This is a genomic window from Streptomyces sp. NPDC051322 (genome assembly GCF_040689485.1).
In the GTDB taxonomy this organism is placed as follows: Bacteria; Actinomycetota; Actinomycetes; order Streptomycetales; family Streptomycetaceae; genus Streptomyces.
The window spans coordinates 384,502-402,538 of record NZ_JBFBAK010000001.1; the positions used below are offsets into that span (position 1 = coordinate 384,502).

The window sequence follows — 18,037 nt, forward strand, 5'->3', positions numbered from 1 at the left end:
ATCATGACGCCGCCCGTCATCCACTCCCTGCGCGAGCAGATTCGCGAGCACATCGTGGAGGGCATAGTCAGTGGGCGCTGGCAGCCGGGTGAGCGGATCGTGGAACGCCGGATCGCGGTGGAACTGGAGGTCAGCCAGACACCGGTACGCGAAGCGCTGCGGGAGCTGGAGACCCTGCGGCTCATCGAGTCGGCCCCCAACAAGGGCGTACGCGTACGGAATCTGACCGCGGCCGACCTGGAGGAGAGCTATCCGGTGCGGGCCGGTCTCGAGCAGATCGCGGCCGAACTGGCCGCCGACCGGCTGGCCGCCGACGTCTCGGTGCTCGAGCCCTCGGTCGCGGCCCTCTACGCGGCGGACCGGACAGCCGACAGTGCCGCGCAGGTCAGGTACACCGTGGCCTTCCACCGCGAGCTGGTGCGGGCGGCCGGCAACGGCGTACTGCTGCACACCTGGGAGTCGCTGGGCATCGAGGTGTTCACCGCGCTGTCGATCCGCTGGCTGGGTACCGTGCAGCAGTCCTATGCGGAGGAACACCAGGCGCTGGTCGAGGCGTTCCGCCGGAAGGACCCGCAGATCGGGCCGCTGGTGAAGGAACACGTGCTCGGATGTGCACCCCGCGCCTAGTTTGCGCGCGCAGCATAGGCACCGCGTGCCCCTTTTCGTGGCACGCCATGCCGACTTTTTACTTTGCGGAAAGATTTTCCCCCGAACCCTTTGATCGATCATCGATCAGCGACATACAGTCGACGACGGGCTTCACCCAGCCCCTCGCCCTGTCCTGCCAGACCGGGCCCTTTTCAACACCCTGTTCTGTCCGGAAGGCGGCGATCATGACCGACCCCGTAGGCAAGCACCCGAGCGAGCTCGACCAGCTCCCGGATCGCGACCCGGAGGAGACCGCCGAATGGGCGGCCTCCCTGGACGCCGTCACCAAGGCCGCAGGCCCCCACCGTGCCGCGTACCTGATGCGCCGCACGCTGGAGCGGGCCGACGGCGCGGGTCTCGCGCTGCCCAAGCTGCTGGAGACCGACTACGTCAACACCATTCCCACCTCCGCCGAGCCCGCCTTCGACGGCGACGAGGCGATGGAGAGCCGGATCACCGCCTGGAACCGCTGGAACGCGGCCGCGATGGTCACCCGCGGCTCCCGGTACGGGGTCGGTGGCCACATCGCCACCTTCGCCTCGGCCGCCTGGCTGTACGAGACCGGCTTCAACCACTTCTTCCACGGCAAGGAGGGCGACGGCTCGGGCGATCAGCTCTACATCCAGGGCCACGCGTCGCCCGGCATCTATGCCCGCGCCTTCCTCGACGGACGCCTGAGCGAGCAGCAGCTCGACAACTTCCGCCAGGAGGCCGGCGGTGACGGCCTGCCGTCGTACCCGCACCCGCGCCGGCTGCCCTGGCTGTGGGAGTTCCCCACCGTCTCGATGGGTCTCGGCCCCATCTCCTCGATCTATCAGGCCCGCTTCAACCGCTATCTGGCCGGCCGTGGCATCAAGGACACCTCGAAGTCGCACGTCTGGGCGTTCCTGGGCGACGGCGAGATGGACGAGCCGGAGTCGACCACCGCGCTCACCCTCGCCGCCCGCGAGCAGCTGGACAATCTGACCTTCGTCATCAACTGCAACCTGCAGCGCCTCGACGGACCGGTCCGTGCCAACTTCCGCGTGGTGCAGGAGCTGGAGGCACAGTTCCGCGGGGCCGGGTGGAACGTCATCAAGACGCTCTGGGGCACCGCCTGGGACGAGCTGTTCCAGCTCGACACCACCGGCGCGCTCGTCCGCCGTCTCCGCGAGGTGCCGGACGCGCAGTTCCAGACGTACGCCACCCGCGACGTGGCCTACATCCGCCAGCACTTCTTCGGCGCCGAACCCGCCCTCACCGAGCTGGCGAAGCTGCTCACCGACGCGAAGATCGCCGAGTGTTTCCACTCCTCGCGCGGCGGCCACGAGGCCCGCAAGGTGTATGCGGCCTACCGGGCGGCCCTGGAGTTCAAGGGCGCGCCGACGGTGATCCTGGCGCAGACCGTGAAGGGCTACACCCTCGGTGAGGGCTTCGAGTCGCGGAACGCCAACCACCAGATGAAGAAGCTGGACGGCAAGCAGTTCCGCGCCATGCGCGACCTGCTGGACCTGCCGATCCCGGACGCCAAGCTGGACGAGGCCCTGGTGCCCTATGGCCACCCCGGTGCCGACTCCCCCGAGATCCGCTACCTCCAGGAGCGCCGCGCCGAGCTCGGTGGCCCCGCGCCGGCCCGCCGGGTGCACCAGGTGGTGCTGCCGGAGCCCGAGGAGCGCGCGTTCAAGGCGCTCATCAAGGGTTCCGGCAAGCAGGAGATGGCCACCACGATGGCCTTCGTCCGGCTGATGAAGGACCTGATGCGGGACAAGGAGACCGGCAAACGCTGGGTGCCGATCGTCCCCGACGAGGCCCGCACCTTCGGCATGGAGTCGTTGTTCCCTTCGGCCGGCATCTACTCGCCGCTCGGCCAGACGTACGACCCGGTCGACCGCGACCAGTTGATGTACTACAAGGAAGCCACGAACGGCCAGGTCCTCAACGAGGGCATCACCGAGGCCGGCGCGATGGCCGACTTCATCGCCGCCGCATCGTCGTACGCGACGCACGGCGAGCCGATGATCCCCTTCTACATCTTCTACTCGATGTTCGGCTGGCAGCGGACCGCCGACCAGATGTGGCAGCTCGGCGACCAGCTCGGCCGCGGCTTCATCGTCGGGGCGACCGCCGGACGCACCACGCTCACCGGTGAGGGACTGCAGCACGCGGACGGCCACTCGCAGCTGATCGCCTCCACCAACCCGGCGTCGCTCAACTACGACCCGGCGTTCGCCTTCGAGATCGCGGTGATCGTCAAGGACGGTCTGCGCCGGATGTACGGCCCGGACGCGGAGAACGTCTTCTACTACCTGACGGTCTACAACGAGCCGAAGCCGCAGCCCGCGATGCCCGAGGGCGTCGAGCAGGGCATCGTCCGCGGTCTGTACCGCTTCAAAGAGGGCGCGGCCGCCGCCGGTTCCCCGCGTATCCAGCTGCTCGCCTCCGGTACGGCGATCCACTGGGCCCTCGAGGCCCAGGACCTGCTCGCCGCCGACTGGGGCGTCACCGGTGACGTATGGTCCGCGACCTCGTGGGGCGAGCTGCGCCGCGACGCCATGGCGGCCGACGAGGCCCTGCTCAACGGCGAACAGCGCACCCCGTACGTCACCCAGGCGCTGGCCGGTGCCCCCGGCCCGGTGCTCGCGGTGAGCGACTGGATGCGTCAGGTGCCGGACCAGATCAGCCAGTGGGTCGAGCAGGACTACTCCTCGCTCGGCACCGACGGCTTCGGCATCTCGGACACCCGGGAGGCGGCCCGCAGGCACTTCGGTGTCGACGCGCAGTCGATCGTGGTCGCGGCGCTGGCCTCGCTGGCCAAGCGCGGCGAGGTCCCGGTCTCGGCGGTGAAGGAAGCCCGCGAGCGCTACGGTCTGTGATCCCGGGGTCCGGCGCCGGAGGCCTCTGATGCGGGCCTCCGGCGCCGGACCGTCGTTGTCAGTGGCGGCGTGCATGCTGTTCCCATGCGCGCTGCCCGCCTGATCAAGTTGGTGCTGCTGCTCCAGTCCCGGCCGATGATGACGGCCGCCGAGCTGGCGCGGCGGCTCGAGGTGTCCGAGCGCACCATCGCCCGCGATGCGCTCGCCCTTTCGGAGGCGGGCGTTCCGGTGTATGCGGAGCGCGGCCGGACCGGCGGTTATCGGCTGATAGGCGGGTATCACACCAGGCTCACCGGCCTCGCCCGCACCGAGGCCGAAGCGCTGTTCCTCTCCGGAGTCCCGGGTGCGCTGCGGCAGATGGGCCTCGCCGATGCCGCGTCCGCGGCCCGGCTCAAGGTCTCGGCGGCTCTGCTCCCCGCACTGCGTGACGCATCGACGTGCGCGGCCCAGCGCTTCCACCTGGACGCCCCCGGCTGGTACCAGGAGCCGGTCACCCCCGAACTGCTGCCCCCGCTCGCCGATGCCGTCCGGTCGGACCGGCGGGCCCGCGTCCGCTACCGGCGCCCGGACGGCTCCGAGGTCACGCGCGAGCTGGAGCCGTACGGCCTGGTCCTCAAGGCAGGCGTCTGGTACCTCTGCGCGCGCACGGACGGCGACTTCCGGGTGTACCGCATCGACCGCTTCACCGCGGTGGCACGGCCCGATGATGCCGTGCCGCACGGTGACGGGCGCGACGGCGGGCGGTTCGTCCGTGACCCGGGCTTCGACCTCGCCGCCTTCTGGGAGCATCAGGCCGCCGCGTTCGCCCGCTCGATCCTGCGTACGGAGGTCGAGGTCCGGCTTTCATCGGCCGGCGCCGCCGCCCTCCCGCACGCGGTGGACCGCGCGGCCGCCTCCGCCGCCCTGGCGGCGGCCGCCCCGGCGGACGCGCGGGGCCGGGTGACGGTCACGCTGCCCGTCGAGTCGCTGGACGTGGCGTACGGGCAGCTGCTCGCGCTGGGGCCGGAGGTGGAGGTGCTGGGGCCGCCGGCACTGCGGGACCGCTTCGCCGATGCGACGGCGAGAGCCGCCGGGCTGTACCGCTGAGCGACCCGGGCCGACTGCCCCGCCCGGGCTGCCCGTACCGCTGCCACCCCCGTACCGCTGCCACCCCCGTACCGCTGTCATCCGGCGGTCAGCGGTAGTCGGCGGCCGGCGCGTCCTTCCCGCCGAGCACGACATCCGTGATGTACCCCCACCCGTCAGGCCGGCTCCCGTCCGCATCGGTGAAGCCGTATTCCTTCGCCAGCTGTCCGCTCGACAGCGACTGCCCGTTCCAGCGCGCCCGCCCCTCGTCCGCCGCGATCGCCGCCACGGCCCGGCCCACGAACACGGGGGATTCCGCGATGACGAATTCCGGGACCTTCGCGATCGCGTCGCGCCAGTTCTGCTCCGTCACACCGAAGTGGTCGAGCATCGCTTCGGAGCGCAGAAAGCCCGGGGTGACGCAGACCGCCGTGCTGCCCGAGGCCCCGAGGTCGTGGGACAGGTTGAAGGCCATTCTGATCGGCGCGTTCTTGGCGAGGTCGAAGTAGAAGTTCTCCCGGTAGGCGCGGTTGAACTCCGCCGTACCGTCCGTCACCTCGACGACCAGACCGCCGGGTCGCCGCACCAGCAGCGGCAGCGCACAACTGCTGGTGATGATGTGACTCCTGACGCCGAGGTCCAGCATCCGCAATCCCTGTGCCAGTTCCATCTCCCACATCTTCACGCTGTTGCCGATCTCGGCCAGATGGTCACCGCCCCAGATGTCGTTGACCAGGATGTCGAGCCGTCCCTGCTCCCGGTCGATGCGTTCGACCAGCTCCGTCACCTGGTCCTGCTCCAGATGGTCGGTGGGCACAGCGATCCCCTGCCCACCGGCTGCCGTGACCAGTTCGGCGGTCTCCTCGATGGTCTCCGCACGCCCCAGCTCGCTGCGTTTCCCGCGGGTGGTGCGCCCCGTCCCGTAGACCGTGGCGCCGGCCGCTCCCAGCTGCACGGCGATGGCCCGGCCCGCACCACGGGTGGCACCCGCGACCAGGGCGATGCGTCCGGTCAATGGCTTCGCTGTCGTCATGCGGTCCACCGTCGCATCGATATCCGACAGGTACCGTCCGGATTTCCGGTGCTTCCCTGCGCATCATCGGACTGTCCCACCGCCGGCCGGCAACCCCCTGATAACGAGAGAGCTGCTACCTGCGCGCTCCGCGTGCGCCGGGCCCCGCCAAGCACGATGCTGGACGCGTGAGGGACGAGACGGAGTTCTGGGAGACCATCGACAGCACCCGTGCGGCCGCCGACGGCGACCCCGAGGATCATGCCGACCTGCTCACCGAGCGGCTGCTGCAGTTCGATCCCGACGCCGTGCTGGAGTTCGCCAGGTACTTCGAGAGCCGCTACAACCGCGCCTACCGCTGGGACCTGTGGGGCGCCGCCGCCGTGCTGCTCGGTGAGGCGGACAGCGATGCCTTCGACTACTTCCGCTGCTGGCTGATCGGCCAGGGCCGGGAGATCTTCGAGGGCGCGCTGCACGACCCGGACGCCCTGACCGACCTGCTCGACGACTTCGACGAGGAGGTCGACGGCGACGGCGAGGATCTCGGCTTCGCGGCCGACGAGGCGTACGAACAGCTCACCGGGTCCGAGACGCCGGACCTGGGGATCCCACCGCAGCCCGCCGAGCCGGAGGGCACGCCGGTGGACTTCGACGACGAGGCACTCGCCGAGCGGTACCCGCGGCTCTGGGAACGCTTCGGGTCGTGAGGCAGGCCCCCGGCGACGGCCTCACCAGTCGGTGAGGCTTCGGCCCATCAGTACGTCGTCGACGTAACGGCCCGCCAGATAGAACTCGCCGGGCAGCACACCCTCCACCGCGAACCCCTCGGAGGCGTACAGCTTGCGCGCCGGGGCGTTGTGCCCCAGCACCCGCAGGGTGATCCGGGTCGCGCCCTGGCGTCGGGATTCGGCGCACGCGCTCCTGAGCAAGGCCCGGCCGACCCCTTTCCCCCGGGCCGATGCCGAGACCGCGAGTCCCTGGATCTGCCGCACATGGGCGTTGCAGACCAGCGGAGTGGCCGGAACCAGCCGTATGTATCCCGCGATCTCACCGGCCACCTCGGCCACCAGGTAGTCGCCGGGCAGGTGGTTGCCGTCGAAGAACGGGGCGTACGGCGGCTGCGGCCGGGGCTGGACGGCGTGCAGCGTGGACCAGGTCGCACGGTCGAGTGCGGCGAGCGCTTCACCGTCGGCGCGTACCGCGACCCGTATGTTCGGCTCTGACATGCCCGTCACTCTGCCACGCGGGCGGTGCTCCTCCGGGCCGGGCCCCGATGGGTGAGGATGGGGTCCATGCGTATCGCGATCGCCGGAGCGTCAGGACTCATCGGTTCGGCCCTGGGCACGTCCCTGCGGGCCGACGGCCACGAGGTGGTACGGCTGGTCCGCCGCACCGCCCGGGCCGCGGACGAGGTCGAGTGGGACCCGAAACGTGAGTACGTGAACACCGCGGGCCTGGCCGGCAGCGACGCGGTGGTCAACCTGGCCGGAGCCGGGGTGGGCGACCACCGCTGGACCGCCGCCTACAAGAAGGAGCTCAGGGACAGCAGGGTCCTCGGCACCGCCACCCTGGCCGAGGCGGTGGCCTCGCTCGACGTGCCGCCTCGGGTGCTGCTGTGCGGCAGCGCGCTGGGGTTCTACGGTGACACGGGCGACCGGGTGACCGACGAGAGCGCGCCGCCCGGTGAAGGATTCCTTGCCGCGCTCTGCGTCGAGTGGGAAGAGGCCGCGCGCCCCGCCGAAGAAGCCGGCATCCGCACCGCGTTCGCCCGCACCGGCCTGGTGGTCGCCCGGGAGGGCGGCGCCTGGGGCAAGCTCTTCCCGCTCTTCCGGGCAGGGCTGGGCGGCCGGCTCGGTAACGGTCACCAGTACTGGAGTTTCATCGCCCTGCACGACCAGGTCGCCGCCCTGCGCCACATCCTGGACACCGAGTCTCTGTCCGGCCCGGTGAACCTCACCGCCCCCGAGCCCGTCACCAACCGCGAGGTCACCGCCGCGATGGGCCGCGCCCTGCACCGCCCGACCCCGTTCGCGGTGCCGGCGCCGGTGTTGCGGGTGGTGCTGGGGGAGTTCGCGGGGGATGTGCTGATGAGTCAGCGGGTGGTGCCGTCGCGGTTGCTGGAGTCGGGGTTCACGTTCGCCTTTCCGGGGGTCGATGGGGCGATCGGCGCCGCGAGCTCCTGACGCTGGGGGCTTTCCCCCGCCGCGCCCCTTCCCGGACCGGGGCTCCGCCCCTTCCCGAACCGGGGCTCCGCCCCGGACCCCGCCGTGCGACCCCGCGCCACCGTGCCCCCGCCCCGCGCACCTGTCCGCCGCCGTCCCCCTCCCTACCCTCGCAAAGAACCACCGCATTCCCGCGGCCAGTTGAGGGAAAGTACCCCCACACCGCAAGACACCGCACCGGCCGCGCCGACCCCGGGGAGGGGCCCGTGCTCAGCAGCGCACTTCATGCCGACGTCGTGATCGTCGGTGCCGGGATAGCCGGCTTGACGGCGGCTCATCGGCTGGCCGGCGCGGGCGTCAGCGTCAGTGTTCTGGAGGCCGCCCCGCAACCGGGCGGCCGGATGTCCACCGAGGAGATCGACGGCTTCCGTCTCGACCGCAACGGGCAACTGCTCAACACCTCGTATCCGGAGCTGCTCAGCACCCCCTACCTCAGCGGGGTCGATCTGAGGCTGTTCTCGCCGGGAATCCTGGTGCGCAGCGAGGGCCGCCTGCATCGGATGGGCGGGTCGGGGAGCGCATGGGGCGCACTGACCGCGGCGCGCGCCCTCAAGAGCGCCCCGCGCGCCGGGCGTTCCCCCCGCTCGCCCATGGGCGGGCCGCTCGGCCAGGCCCGTGTCTCCACCGCGCTGAGCCGCCTCGCCGCCACCCCGGTCGACCGCCTGCTGGCCCGGCCCGAGCAGACCGCATGGGACGCGCTCCGTTCGTACGGATTCCCGGCCCGCACCGTCAGCGGCTTTCTGCGGCCGCTGCTGTCCGCGCTGCTGTGTGATCCAGACCTCGGCACATCCAGCCGCTGCGCGGACCTCGCGCTGCGCGGCTTCGCCCGGGGCAGGCTCTGTCTGCCCGCGGGCGGTGTCGGCACGCTTCCCGAGCGGCTGGCCGCGACCCTGCCGGCGGGCACGGTCCGTACCGGGATACACGTCACCTCGGCCTCCATCTCCTCGGTCACCACGGAGGAGCTGGGCCGACTGGACTGCAGTGCCCTGCTGATCGCCACCGACGCCCGGGAGGCGGCCCGGCTGCTGCCCGGGCTGCGGGTGCCGGACTTCCACCCGGTGACGGTCGTGCACCACGCCGCCCCCCGCAGCCCGCTCGCCGAACCCGCCCTGCTGCTGGACGCCGACCGCGCCGGCCCCGTCTCGCACACCGCCGTCATCAGCGAGGTCGATGCCACCCGGGCCCCGCGCGGCCGAACCCTGATCTCCTCCACCGTGCTCGGACTCCGTACTCCCCCACCCGGACTCGACGCGACGGTCCGCGCCCAACTGGCCGGCGTCTACGGCTCATCGACCGACGACTGGGAACTGCTCGCCGTCCACCACGATCCCCGGGCGGTCCCCGCCATGCCCGCCCCGCACGATGCGCGCCGCGCCGTCCGGCTGCTGGCGGGTCTCTACGTCTGCGGCGACCACCGGGACACCAGCACCGTCCAGGGCGCACTGCACTCCGGCCGCCGCGCCGCAGATCAGGTGATGCGCGACTTCGGCATCAAACCGGACGTCCCTGCCGATCCGGTCCCCCTGGCGGCGTGAGCGAACGCACGAGACCGAACGCACGGGACCGAACGTACGAGAACGCACCGGGTGTCAGCCGATCGCCGCGACCCGGTCCCGGTATCCCCGGACGGCGGCCGCGTCCCGGTAGGGCTCGAGCCGCCGCTCGAAGTCCCGTACGTACTCCACGGCCCGCGCCGACCGCATCTCCCCCGCCTGCTGCGCCGCCTCCGCACCCAGCGCACACGCCTGGTCCAGCTCGCCGAGGCCGAGCCGCGCGGTGGCGAGCACCACCCGGCAGAACAACCGGGAGCGGGCGAATCCGGGGGCGCGCAGCTGGAGCGCACGCTCGGCGTACTGGGCGGCGGGCCGGTACTGCTGGAGGTCACAGTGACTGTGGGCGAATTCGTCCGCCAGCTGCGCCTCGTCGAAGAAGCGCGCCCAGTGCGGCACTTCGTCACCGGGCCGGGCGGCCTCCATCGCCTTCTCCGCCCGCAGCATGGAGGCCGTGCAGGCCCGTGCTTCGCCGAGCACCCCGTGCCCCCGCGCCTCGACCGCGTGCAGCAGGGCCTGGACGACGTGGGGCGCTGAGCTGCCGACCCCCTGCTGAGCGACCCGCGCCAGCTGCACGGCCTCCCTGCCGTGGCCGAGATAGACCGCCTGACGGCTCATGGTGACCAGGACGTACGAGCCGTACGCCCGGTCGCCGGCCGCCTGCGACAGCCGCAGCGCCTGCACGAAGTAACGCTGGGCGAGGCCGTGCGCCGCGATGTCGTACGACGTCCAGCCGGCCAGCCTGGTGAGGTCGGCGGCGGCCGCGAAGAGCCGCCGACCGGTCGCCTCGCCGTAGGAGCCGCGCAGCATCGGCTCCGCCTCGTGCTCCAGATAGCGCACCAGTGCCTGTCTGGCATGCCCGCCGCCGTAGGCGTGGTCGAGGGTGCGGAAGAGCTCGCCCACCGCCCGCAGCGCCGCGATGTCGCCGGCCCCGACCCGCTGCCCCGGCGCCCGGTCGGTCTGCCGCTGGCGCGGCACGGTCGGGCGGATCGTCGCGGCGATCCGTACGGCTCTCGCCTGCGGTGCGCCCCGGTCCACGGATGCCCCCGCTCCGGCCGCGGCGGCGCCCCAGTCGTCGGCCCGGCCGATCAGCCAGTCCCGGCTCGGCACGACGAGCCCGGCCGGGGTGAATGCGATCTTGCGCAGTTCGGCCTGGCTGCCGGAGTCCTTGCGCCAGAGGCCGCTGACGATGTCGACCGCTTCGTCCCGGGTGCCGGCGAACTCGAGCCCGGCGTACACCGGCGCGCAGGCGTCGAGGCCGAGGTCCTGTGCCGCGAGCCGGCGGCCGAGTCGCCGAGTGAACACCTCGGCGATCAGGGCGGGGGTAGTGCCGCGCGGCTGCTGGCCGCGTAGCCAGCGGGTCACCGAGGTCTTGTCGTAGCGCAGATCGAGCCCGTGCTCGAGGCCGAGCTGGTCCACCCTTCTGGCCAGGCCCGCATGGGAGAAACCGGCTTCTGCGATGAGCGCGGCGAGCCGGCGGTTGGGTGTGCGCTGCGGGGATCGTTCCGTCATCAGCTGTGCGGTCTCCTGCCTTCCGGGCCGGGAGCAGCCCTCTTGGAACGGCGTGAATTTAGCGGGCTGCGCCGCCGTTACCGCCTGCTACGCCCCGGATTCATCCGTTCGGGTGAGGAGGTTCCGTTTCTGCCCGCGCGAGGCTGCCGTTCGACGCGGTCGTACAGTGGCTGAGGGGTGTCACCCGAAGGGTGGGGTGTCCGTACGCGATGAGGAGCTGCCGTGAGTGAGCTGCGGTTTGTCCGACTGGGCTTCGGCGAGGAAGCCGTCGAGTACCGGGAGGCCTGGCAGAAGCAGCGCGAGGTGCACGCCGCACGCTTCGCCGACGAGACGCCGGACACCGTGCTGCTGCTCGAGCACCCGCCCGTCTACACGGCGGGCAGGCGCACCGCCGACAACGAGCGCCCGCTGGACGGCACCCCGGTGGTCGACGTGGACCGGGGCGGCAAGATCACCTGGCACGGGTACGGCCAGCTGATCGGCTACCCGATCCAGAAGCTGCCGCGTCCGGTGGACGTCATCGCCCACCTGCGCCGTCTCGAGGAGGCCCTGATCCGGGTCTGCGCCGAGTTCGGTGTCGCGACCAGCAGGGTCGAGGGCCGGGCGGGCGTCTGGGTGCTCGGCGACCCGGTGGAGCAGCGTCCGTCGATCGGCGGGCTCTCGCTCGATCTCGACCCCCGGCTGCAGGACGAGGAGTTCGACCCGCGGATGAACGGGCCCGAGTACGCGCCGTCCAATGCCGGACAGCGCCGCGAGGACCGGAAGATCGCCGCCATGGGCATCCGGGTCGCGAAGGGTGTGACCATGCACGGCTTCGCCCTCAACTGCAACCCGGACACCACCTGGTTCGACCGGATCGTGCCCTGCGGTATCCGGGACGCGGGGGTGACTTCGCTCTCGTACGAACTGGGCCGTGAGGTCACGGTCGCCGAGGCACTGCCGGTCGTGGAGAAGCATCTGCGGGACGTGCTGGAGAACGCGGCGCTCGCCCCGCGCACGGTCACGGCCGGTGGCGACCGTCCGGTCGGTCAGGCCGTCGAGCAGGCCTCGGCCTGAGCCGCCGCCGTACCGGCCGGGAATGCACCTCCGCGGTCGCAGGTTGGCCGGAGGTAGGCCATACAAACAACGGGCGTACCCTGGTGTTCGCCGAAGAATCGAAGCTGTAGGGAGCCGGACGTGTCCGCTGTCGCACCCGACGGGCGCAAGATGTTGCGTCTGGAGGTCCGGAACAGCCAGACCCCCATCGAGCGCAAGCCCGAGTGGATCAAGACCCGGGCGAAGATGGGCCCCGAGTACACCAAGATGCAGGCCCTGGTGAAGTCCGAGGGTCTGCACACGGTCTGCCAGGAGGCGGGCTGTCCCAACATCTACGAATGCTGGGAGGACCGCGAGGCGACCTTCCTCATCGGTGGCGACCAGTGCACCCGGCGCTGCGACTTCTGCCAGATCGACACCGGCAAGCCGGCCGAGCTGGACCGTGACGAACCCCGCCGGGTCGGCGAGTCCGTCGTCACGATGGACCTGAACTACGCCACCATCACCGGCGTCGCACGCGACGACCTGGAGGACGGCGGCGCCTGGCTGTACGCGGAGACGGTGCGCCGGATCCACGCGATGACGGCCGAGCGGGCCGCCGGCCGCACCAAGGTCGAGCTGCTCATCCCCGACTTCAACGCGGTCCCCGAGCAGCTGGCCGAGGTCTTCTCGTCCCGCCCCGAGGTCCTCGCGCACAACGTCGAGACGGTGCCGCGGATCTTCAAGCGGATCCGTCCCGGCTTCCGCTACGAGCGCTCGCTGGACGTCATCACGCAGGCCCGCGAGGCCGGTCTGGTCACCAAGTCGAACCTCATCCTGGGCATGGGCGAGGAGCGCGAGGAGATCAGCCAGGCGCTGCAGGACCTGTATGACGCGGGCTGCGAGCTGATCACCATCACGCAGTATCTGCGCCCCTCGCCGCGCCATCACCCCGTCGAGCGCTGGGTGAAGCCCGCCGAGTTCGTGGAGCTGAAGGAGGAGGCCGAGGAGATCGGCTACTCCGGCGTCATGTCGGGGCCGCTCGTCCGGTCCTCGTACCGTGCGGGCCGTCTCTTCCAGCAGGCGATGGACCGGCGCGGCGCTGCCGCCGTGTGAATCTGCGCACAAGCAGCTACTGTGGAGTAATGGCCTAATCACGCGGCTCGTACGATCCCTGCAGGTCAGGGGTGGGTACGGGCCGCGTCAGGCGTTTCCGGGGCCACGCCGAAGCTTCATGTCCGTTTGACCGGCTCGACATGCCTTGGTAACACCAATCAGTGACCCTGGGGTTACGCACCGCTCCGCTGGGTGCGTCACTCCCGCGCGCTCCCGTTTGTTCCGTCCGCCGCACTGTCCGCCGGCGTCATCGCCGCTGTCCCGAGGGAAGCCCATCATGCAGGCCGCGCCCCAGACCGTACGAGCCAATGCCCTTCCGTCCGTCGCCGGTGCGCTGCGTGCCGTCGAATCGCTGCTGCTGAGCAACGGCCAGCGCACCGCTCGCCGCAACGCCTGGACGTCGGTGCTCGAGGACCGCCGCCGGGCCAAGGACCGGGTCGAGGCACAGCACGTACTGGAGGCCGTGGCCACCCGCACCTCCTAGTCCGCGTAAACTTCTGTCCATGGCGAGGCAGGCAAACGCAGACACTGAGAATTCCGGGCGGCTGAAGCAGATCGCTCTGACCTACAAGATGACCCGCAAGGCCGATCCCAAGGTGGGTCTTGTCGTCGGCGGTCTGGGAATCGTCGTCTTCGGCGTCATTCTCGGCGTCGGCTTTGTGATCGGCCATCCCATCTACCTGGGCATCCTGGGTTTCCTGCTGGCCTTCCTCGCGATGGCGATCGTCTTCGGCCGCCGCGCCGAGCGCGCGGCCTTCGGGCAGATGGAAGGAAAGCCGGGTGCGGCGGCCGCCGTGCTGGACAACGTGGGCCGCGGCTGGACCACGACCCCGGCGGTCGCGATGAACCGCAGCCAGGACGTCGTGCACCGCGCGGTCGGCAAGGCCGGTGTGGTGCTGGTCGCGGAGGGCAACCCGAACCGGGTGAAGTCCCTGCTGGCCGCCGAGAAGAAGAAGATGGCGCGCATCGTGGTGGACGCACCGGTGCACGACATCATCGTGGGCGACGGCGAGGGCCAGGTGCCGCTGAAGAAGGTGCGCACCACGCTGCTGAAGCTGCCGCGCGTACTGACCGGCGCCCAGGTCACAGCGGCCAACGACCGGCTGCGCGCGATGGGCGATCTGATGTCGAACATGCCCCTGCCGAAGGGTCCCATGCCCGGGCGTGGCACCAGGGGCCAGAAGCAGCGATAGCGATAACACGCGTAACGCGGAAGGCGGCCGGAACCTCGGAGAGGTTCCGGCCGCCTTCCGCGTTCTTGCCGCGGTCTCAGATCCGCACCTGCACGGCGCGGGCGAGACGGTCGTGCAGACCGCGTCCGTCGCGGTCCCAGATGAGCGCCGGGATGGCCACGCAGAGCAGCAGACTGCGTACAACGACGCGGGCCGCTCCGAGGCGCCCGCCGTCCTCGGCGACGACCCGCAGGCGCAGCAGCCGCTTGCCCGGTGTGCAGCCGATGGTGGAGACGGTGAGCACGCTCAGCACGAAGAAGACCAGCAGCGCCCAGTTCCCGGCGGACTGCTGGTCGCCGTGCGCGATGAGTCCGTATGCGATAAGCATGCAGAGTGCCCAGTCGATGAAAACGGCCCCGAAACGGCGGCCCAGCGGTGCGATCGCACCGGGTCCTGTCTCCGGCAGACCGAGCCGCTTGCCCCGGTGACCGAAGTCGGCACCCATCTCCTTGGCGGCCTCGCCCGGCCCGGAAAGCCACGATCCGACTGCTTGCCTGTTGTCCACCCGTCCACGGTACTGCGAGCGGATTCCTACCCCTGCGGTCGGGGTCTCGATGACCTGCGGACACCCGGCCCGGTTAACTTCTACGAAACAAATGGGTCATGCTTGAGAAATCCGGTGTCCCTATGGTCGGGTCCAGCGAGTGCCACCGCCGCCACCGCACTGGCCTCACCATGAGCTGCAACCCCGCCCCTCCCGGGTCGGGAGTAGGAGGAGTTGGATGTTCCAGAACGCCGACGACGTGAAGAAGTTCATCGCCGACGAAGACGTCAAGTTCATCGATGTCCGGTTCTGTGACCTGCCCGGTGTGATGCAGCACTTCACCATCCCGGCGGCGGTCTTCGACCCGGCCGAGGAGCTCGCGTTCGACGGCTCGTCGATCCGCGGCTTCCAGGCCATCCACGAGTCCGACATGGCGCTCCGCGCGGACCTGTCGACCGCCCGTGTCGATCCCTTCCGCCGCGACAAGACCGTCAACATCAACTTCTTCATCCACGACCCGATCACCGGCGAGCAGTACAGCCGTGACCCGCGCAACGTGGCGAAGAAGGCCGAGGCCTACCTCTCCTCCACCGGGTTCGCGGACACCGCGTACTTCGGCCCCGAGGCCGAGTTCTACGTCTTCGACAACGTCCGCTTCCAGACGTCGGCGAACGAGAGCTTCTACCACATCGACTCCGAGGCCGGCGCCTGGAACACCGGTGCGCTCGAGGACAACCGCGGCTACAAGGTCCGCTACAAGGGCGGCTACTTCCCGACCCCGCCGGTGGACCACTTCGCCGACCTGCGTGCCGAGATCTCCATGGAGCTGGACAAGAACGGCCTGCAGGTCGAGCGCCAGCACCACGAGGTCGGCACGGCCGGCCAGGCCGAGATCAACTACAAGTTCAACACGCTGCTCGCCGCGGCCGACGACCTGATGCTCTTCAAGTACATCGTGAAGAACGTCGCGTGGCGCAACAACAAGACCGCGACCTTCATGCCGAAGCCGATCTTCGGTGACAACGGCTCCGGCATGCACGTCCACCAGTCCCTGTGGGCCGACGGCGACCCGCTGTTCTACGACGAGCAGGGCTACGCGGGCCTCTCGGACATGGCCCGCTACTACATCGGCGGCATCCTGAAGCACGCCCCGTCGCTGCTCGCCTTCACCAACCCGACGGTGAACTCGTACCACCGCCTGGTCCCGGGCTTCGAGGCGCCGGTCAACATGGTGTACTCGCAGCGCAACCGCTCCGCCGCGATGCGCATCCCGATCACCGGCTCCAACCCGAAGGCCAAGCGCGTCGAGTTCCGCGCCCCCGACCCGTCCTCCAACCCGTACCTCGCCTTCTCGGCGCTGCTGATGGCGGGCCTGGACGGCGTCAAGAACAAGATCGAGCCGCCGGAGCCGATCGACAAGGACCTCTACGAGCTGGCTCCCGAGGAGCACGCCAACGTCCAGCAGGTGCCGACCTCGCTTCCGGCCGTGCTCGACGCGCTCGAGTCGGACAACGAGTACCTGCAGGCCGGCGGGGTCTTCACCGCCGACCTGATCGAGACCTGGGTCGACTTCAAGCGCACCCAGGAGATCGCCCCGATCCAGCTGCGGCCGCACCCGCACGAGTTCGAGCTGTACTTCGACCTGTAAGCGATCCCCGGCCCGGGGGAGCGGTCATCCGCTCCCCCGGGCCGCCTCACGGGCCGTCGGTCGTGTGCTCCCCCGCCGGGGAGCCCGGCCGGCGGCCCGCCGCTTTTCCGTTCGGCGTCGGTGGGGACGCCTTGTGGGACCCCGCTCGAGAGCGCTTTCATGTCCATGTCCCCCCCACAGACATGGAGCTCACCGTGCGCCTGCGAAAGCTGCTCACCGCCCTGACCCTCTCGGCCGTCGGACTCGCCATGCCGCTGGCTGCCGCCGCACCGGCCAGTGCCGCGACGGGCAAACGAGTCGTCGTCTACTACCAGACCCAGTTCGACAACGGCCGCTATGTCTCACCGCGCGCCCTGACGGACCACGCCACCGGGGTCACCGATGTGATCGCCGGTGCCCTCCATCTCAACGACGACGGCAGCGTGACGCTCAACGACACCTCCCCGGACGACCCGGAGTTCGATCAGATGTGGAGCGACCTGAGCGCCATGCAGGACCAGGGCGTACGGGTCCTGGGCATGGTCGGCGGAGCCGCGGTCGGCAGCTTCCAGCGGCTCGACACCGACTTCGGCACCTACTACCCGAAGCTGAAGAACGTGATCTCCACCCACCACCTCGACGGCATCGACCTCGACGTCGAGGAACAGATGTCGCTCCCCGGTGTGGAGAGGGTCATCGACCAGCTGCACAGCGACTTCGGTGCCGGATTCCTGGTGACCCTGGCCCCGGTCGCCACCGCACTGAACGGCGGGGGCAATCTGTCCGGCTTCGGCTACGACGCCCTCTACCGCGACCGGGCGGATGCCATCAGCTGGTTCAACGCCCAGTTCTACTGCGGCTGGGGCTCACTGCAGGACACCGGCGGCTATGAGGGCATCATCGACCACGGCGTCGTCCCACCGTCGAAGGTGGTGGCCGGGACCCTCACCAACGCGGCCAACTGCGGCAGCGGTTACGTCCCGATGGACACGCTGAAGTCGACCGTCGCCGGTCTCTCGGACGAGTACCCGGACTTCGGAGGGGTCGCCGGGTGGGAGTACTTCAATTCGGACCCGGGCGGCACGGCGGCGCCCTGGGAGTGGGCCGCCACCATGTCGGCGGCGATGGCCGGCTGAACCGGACCAGGCGGTCCGGCGCCGGATCGGGGGGCGGGGCAGGCGGGCCATTACCTCCGGCGTAATCGACCCGTTCGCGGGCGCACGGCAGGCTGAAGTCATCCGGAACCCGGGGGCCTACCTCCTCCGGGTTCCGGTCCCACCGGCCCGTACGACCTCGCAGGAGGCTGATTCCTCATGTCCGTGCACGAGACCGCTGTCGCCCGTTACTTCACCGCTTGGAACGCCGAGGGCTCCGAGGACATCGCCAAGGCGGTGGCCGCCGCCTGGAGCGAGGACGGGAGCTACACCGACCCGCTGGCCGATGTCTCCGGGCACGAGGGGATCGCGGCCGTGATCGCCGCGGCCAAGGAGCAGTTCCCCGGCTTCGCCTTCCGGCAGACCGGTACGCTCGACGGCCACCACGGCGTCGCACGCTTCGGCTGGGAGCTGGTCTCGGCGGCCGACGGCTCCGCGCCGGTCGCCGGCTTCGATGTGATCGCCCTGGCCGACGACGGCCGCATCCGTACGGTGCACGGCTTCCTGGACCGCGTCCCTGCCGCCTGAGACGACCGCTCCGAGGCACAC

General features: G+C 70.5%; 17 protein-coding genes. 13 read left to right on the plus strand and 4 right to left on the minus strand.

Annotation, left to right across the window (positions count from 1 at the left end; genetic code table 11):
* The first annotated feature begins 3 nt into the window (after positions 1-3).
* From AB0436_RS01775 to AB0436_RS01785, 3 genes are all read left to right on the plus strand, one after another.
* Positions 4-627: a GntR family transcriptional regulator gene (locus AB0436_RS01775; protein WP_366465647.1), complete on the plus strand. Its 624-nt coding sequence runs from the start codon at positions 4-6 to the stop codon at positions 625-627.
* A gap of 206 nt (positions 628-833) precedes the next feature.
* Positions 834-3,500: a pyruvate dehydrogenase (acetyl-transferring), homodimeric type gene (gene aceE, locus AB0436_RS01780; RefSeq protein WP_366465648.1), complete on the plus strand. Its 2,667-nt coding sequence runs from the start codon at positions 834-836 to the stop codon at positions 3,498-3,500.
* Between the two features lie 84 nt (positions 3,501-3,584).
* A complete protein-coding gene (locus AB0436_RS01785) occupies positions 3,585-4,586 on the plus strand; it encodes a WYL domain-containing protein (protein ID WP_366465649.1) in 1,002 nt (333 codons plus the stop codon).
* Between the two features lie 88 nt (positions 4,587-4,674).
* Here the strand turns inward: AB0436_RS01785 and AB0436_RS01790 are convergent, their stop codons facing one another.
* A complete protein-coding gene (locus tag AB0436_RS01790) occupies positions 4,675-5,598 on the minus strand; it encodes an SDR family oxidoreductase (protein WP_366465650.1) in 924 nt (307 codons plus the stop codon).
* Between the two features lie 167 nt (positions 5,599-5,765).
* Between AB0436_RS01790 and AB0436_RS01795 the strand changes: the two genes are divergently transcribed.
* Positions 5,766-6,284, plus strand: coding sequence for a DUF4240 domain-containing protein (locus AB0436_RS01795; protein WP_366465651.1), 519 nt, complete (start codon positions 5,766-5,768; stop codon positions 6,282-6,284).
* Between the two features lie 21 nt (positions 6,285-6,305).
* On the opposite strand, the gene AB0436_RS01800 is transcribed toward AB0436_RS01795, so the two are convergent.
* The gene (locus AB0436_RS01800; protein ID WP_366465652.1) at positions 6,306-6,803 is read right to left on the minus strand and encodes a GNAT family N-acetyltransferase; all 498 of its coding nucleotides are present in this window, start codon (positions 6,801-6,803) and stop codon (positions 6,306-6,308) included.
* A 57-nt stretch (positions 6,804-6,860) separates the two neighbouring features.
* Here AB0436_RS01800 and AB0436_RS01805 point away from each other — a divergent pair, with 57 nt between their 5' ends.
* Together AB0436_RS01805 and AB0436_RS01810 are read left to right on the plus strand one after the other, a co-directional pair.
* On the plus strand, positions 6,861-7,760 hold the full coding sequence (locus AB0436_RS01805; protein ID WP_366465653.1) for a TIGR01777 family oxidoreductase: 900 nt from the start codon (positions 6,861-6,863) through the stop codon (positions 7,758-7,760).
* A gap of 245 nt (positions 7,761-8,005) precedes the next feature.
* Positions 8,006-9,334, plus strand: coding sequence for an NAD(P)/FAD-dependent oxidoreductase (locus AB0436_RS01810; protein WP_366465654.1), 1,329 nt, complete (start codon positions 8,006-8,008; stop codon positions 9,332-9,334).
* A gap of 54 nt (positions 9,335-9,388) precedes the next feature.
* On the opposite strand, the gene AB0436_RS01815 is transcribed toward AB0436_RS01810, so the two are convergent.
* Entirely contained in the window at positions 9,389-10,861 is a 1,473-nt protein-coding gene (locus AB0436_RS01815; protein ID WP_366465655.1) for a regulator, read from the minus strand.
* A 222-nt stretch (positions 10,862-11,083) separates the two neighbouring features.
* Here AB0436_RS01815 and lipB point away from each other — a divergent pair, with 222 nt between their 5' ends.
* The 4 genes from lipB to AB0436_RS01835 all read left to right on the plus strand — a co-directional run bounded on the left by lipB (position 11,084) and on the right by AB0436_RS01835 (position 14,184).
* On the plus strand, positions 11,084-11,917 hold the full coding sequence (gene lipB, locus AB0436_RS01820; protein ID WP_366465656.1) for a lipoyl(octanoyl) transferase LipB: 834 nt from the start codon (positions 11,084-11,086) through the stop codon (positions 11,915-11,917).
* A gap of 120 nt (positions 11,918-12,037) precedes the next feature.
* Positions 12,038-12,991 carry a lipoyl synthase gene (gene lipA, locus AB0436_RS01825; protein ID WP_365857713.1) on the plus strand — a complete coding sequence of 318 codons (954 nt, stop codon included), beginning with the start codon at positions 12,038-12,040 and terminating at the stop codon, positions 12,989-12,991.
* Between the two features lie 277 nt (positions 12,992-13,268).
* A complete protein-coding gene (locus tag AB0436_RS01830; protein WP_365857715.1) occupies positions 13,269-13,475 on the plus strand; it encodes a hypothetical protein in 207 nt (68 codons plus the stop codon).
* 19 nt (positions 13,476-13,494) lie between these two features.
* Positions 13,495-14,184 (plus strand): DUF4191 domain-containing protein, encoded by a 690-nt coding sequence (locus AB0436_RS01835; RefSeq protein ID WP_366465657.1) that lies wholly within the window; start codon positions 13,495-13,497, stop codon positions 14,182-14,184.
* Positions 14,185-14,260: 76 nt separating this feature from the next.
* Here AB0436_RS01835 and AB0436_RS01840 read toward each other — a convergent pair whose 3' ends face one another.
* Complete coding sequence (locus AB0436_RS01840; protein ID WP_365857719.1) at positions 14,261-14,728, minus strand: RDD family protein; 468 nt, start codon at positions 14,726-14,728, stop codon at positions 14,261-14,263.
* Positions 14,729-14,945: 217 nt separating this feature from the next.
* On the opposite strand from AB0436_RS01840, the gene glnA reads away from it, so the two are divergent.
* From glnA to AB0436_RS01855, 3 genes are all read left to right on the plus strand, one after another.
* A complete protein-coding gene (gene glnA / locus AB0436_RS01845) occupies positions 14,946-16,355 on the plus strand; it encodes a type I glutamate--ammonia ligase (protein WP_366465658.1) in 1,410 nt (469 codons plus the stop codon).
* 194 nt (positions 16,356-16,549) lie between these two features.
* On the plus strand, positions 16,550-17,470 hold the full coding sequence (locus AB0436_RS01850; protein ID WP_366465659.1) for a glycosyl hydrolase family 18 protein: 921 nt from the start codon (positions 16,550-16,552) through the stop codon (positions 17,468-17,470).
* 177 nt (positions 17,471-17,647) lie between these two features.
* The gene (locus AB0436_RS01855) at positions 17,648-18,016 is read left to right on the plus strand and encodes a nuclear transport factor 2 family protein (RefSeq protein ID WP_366465660.1); all 369 of its coding nucleotides are present in this window, start codon (positions 17,648-17,650) and stop codon (positions 18,014-18,016) included.
* Positions 18,017-18,037: the final 21 nt, after the last annotated feature.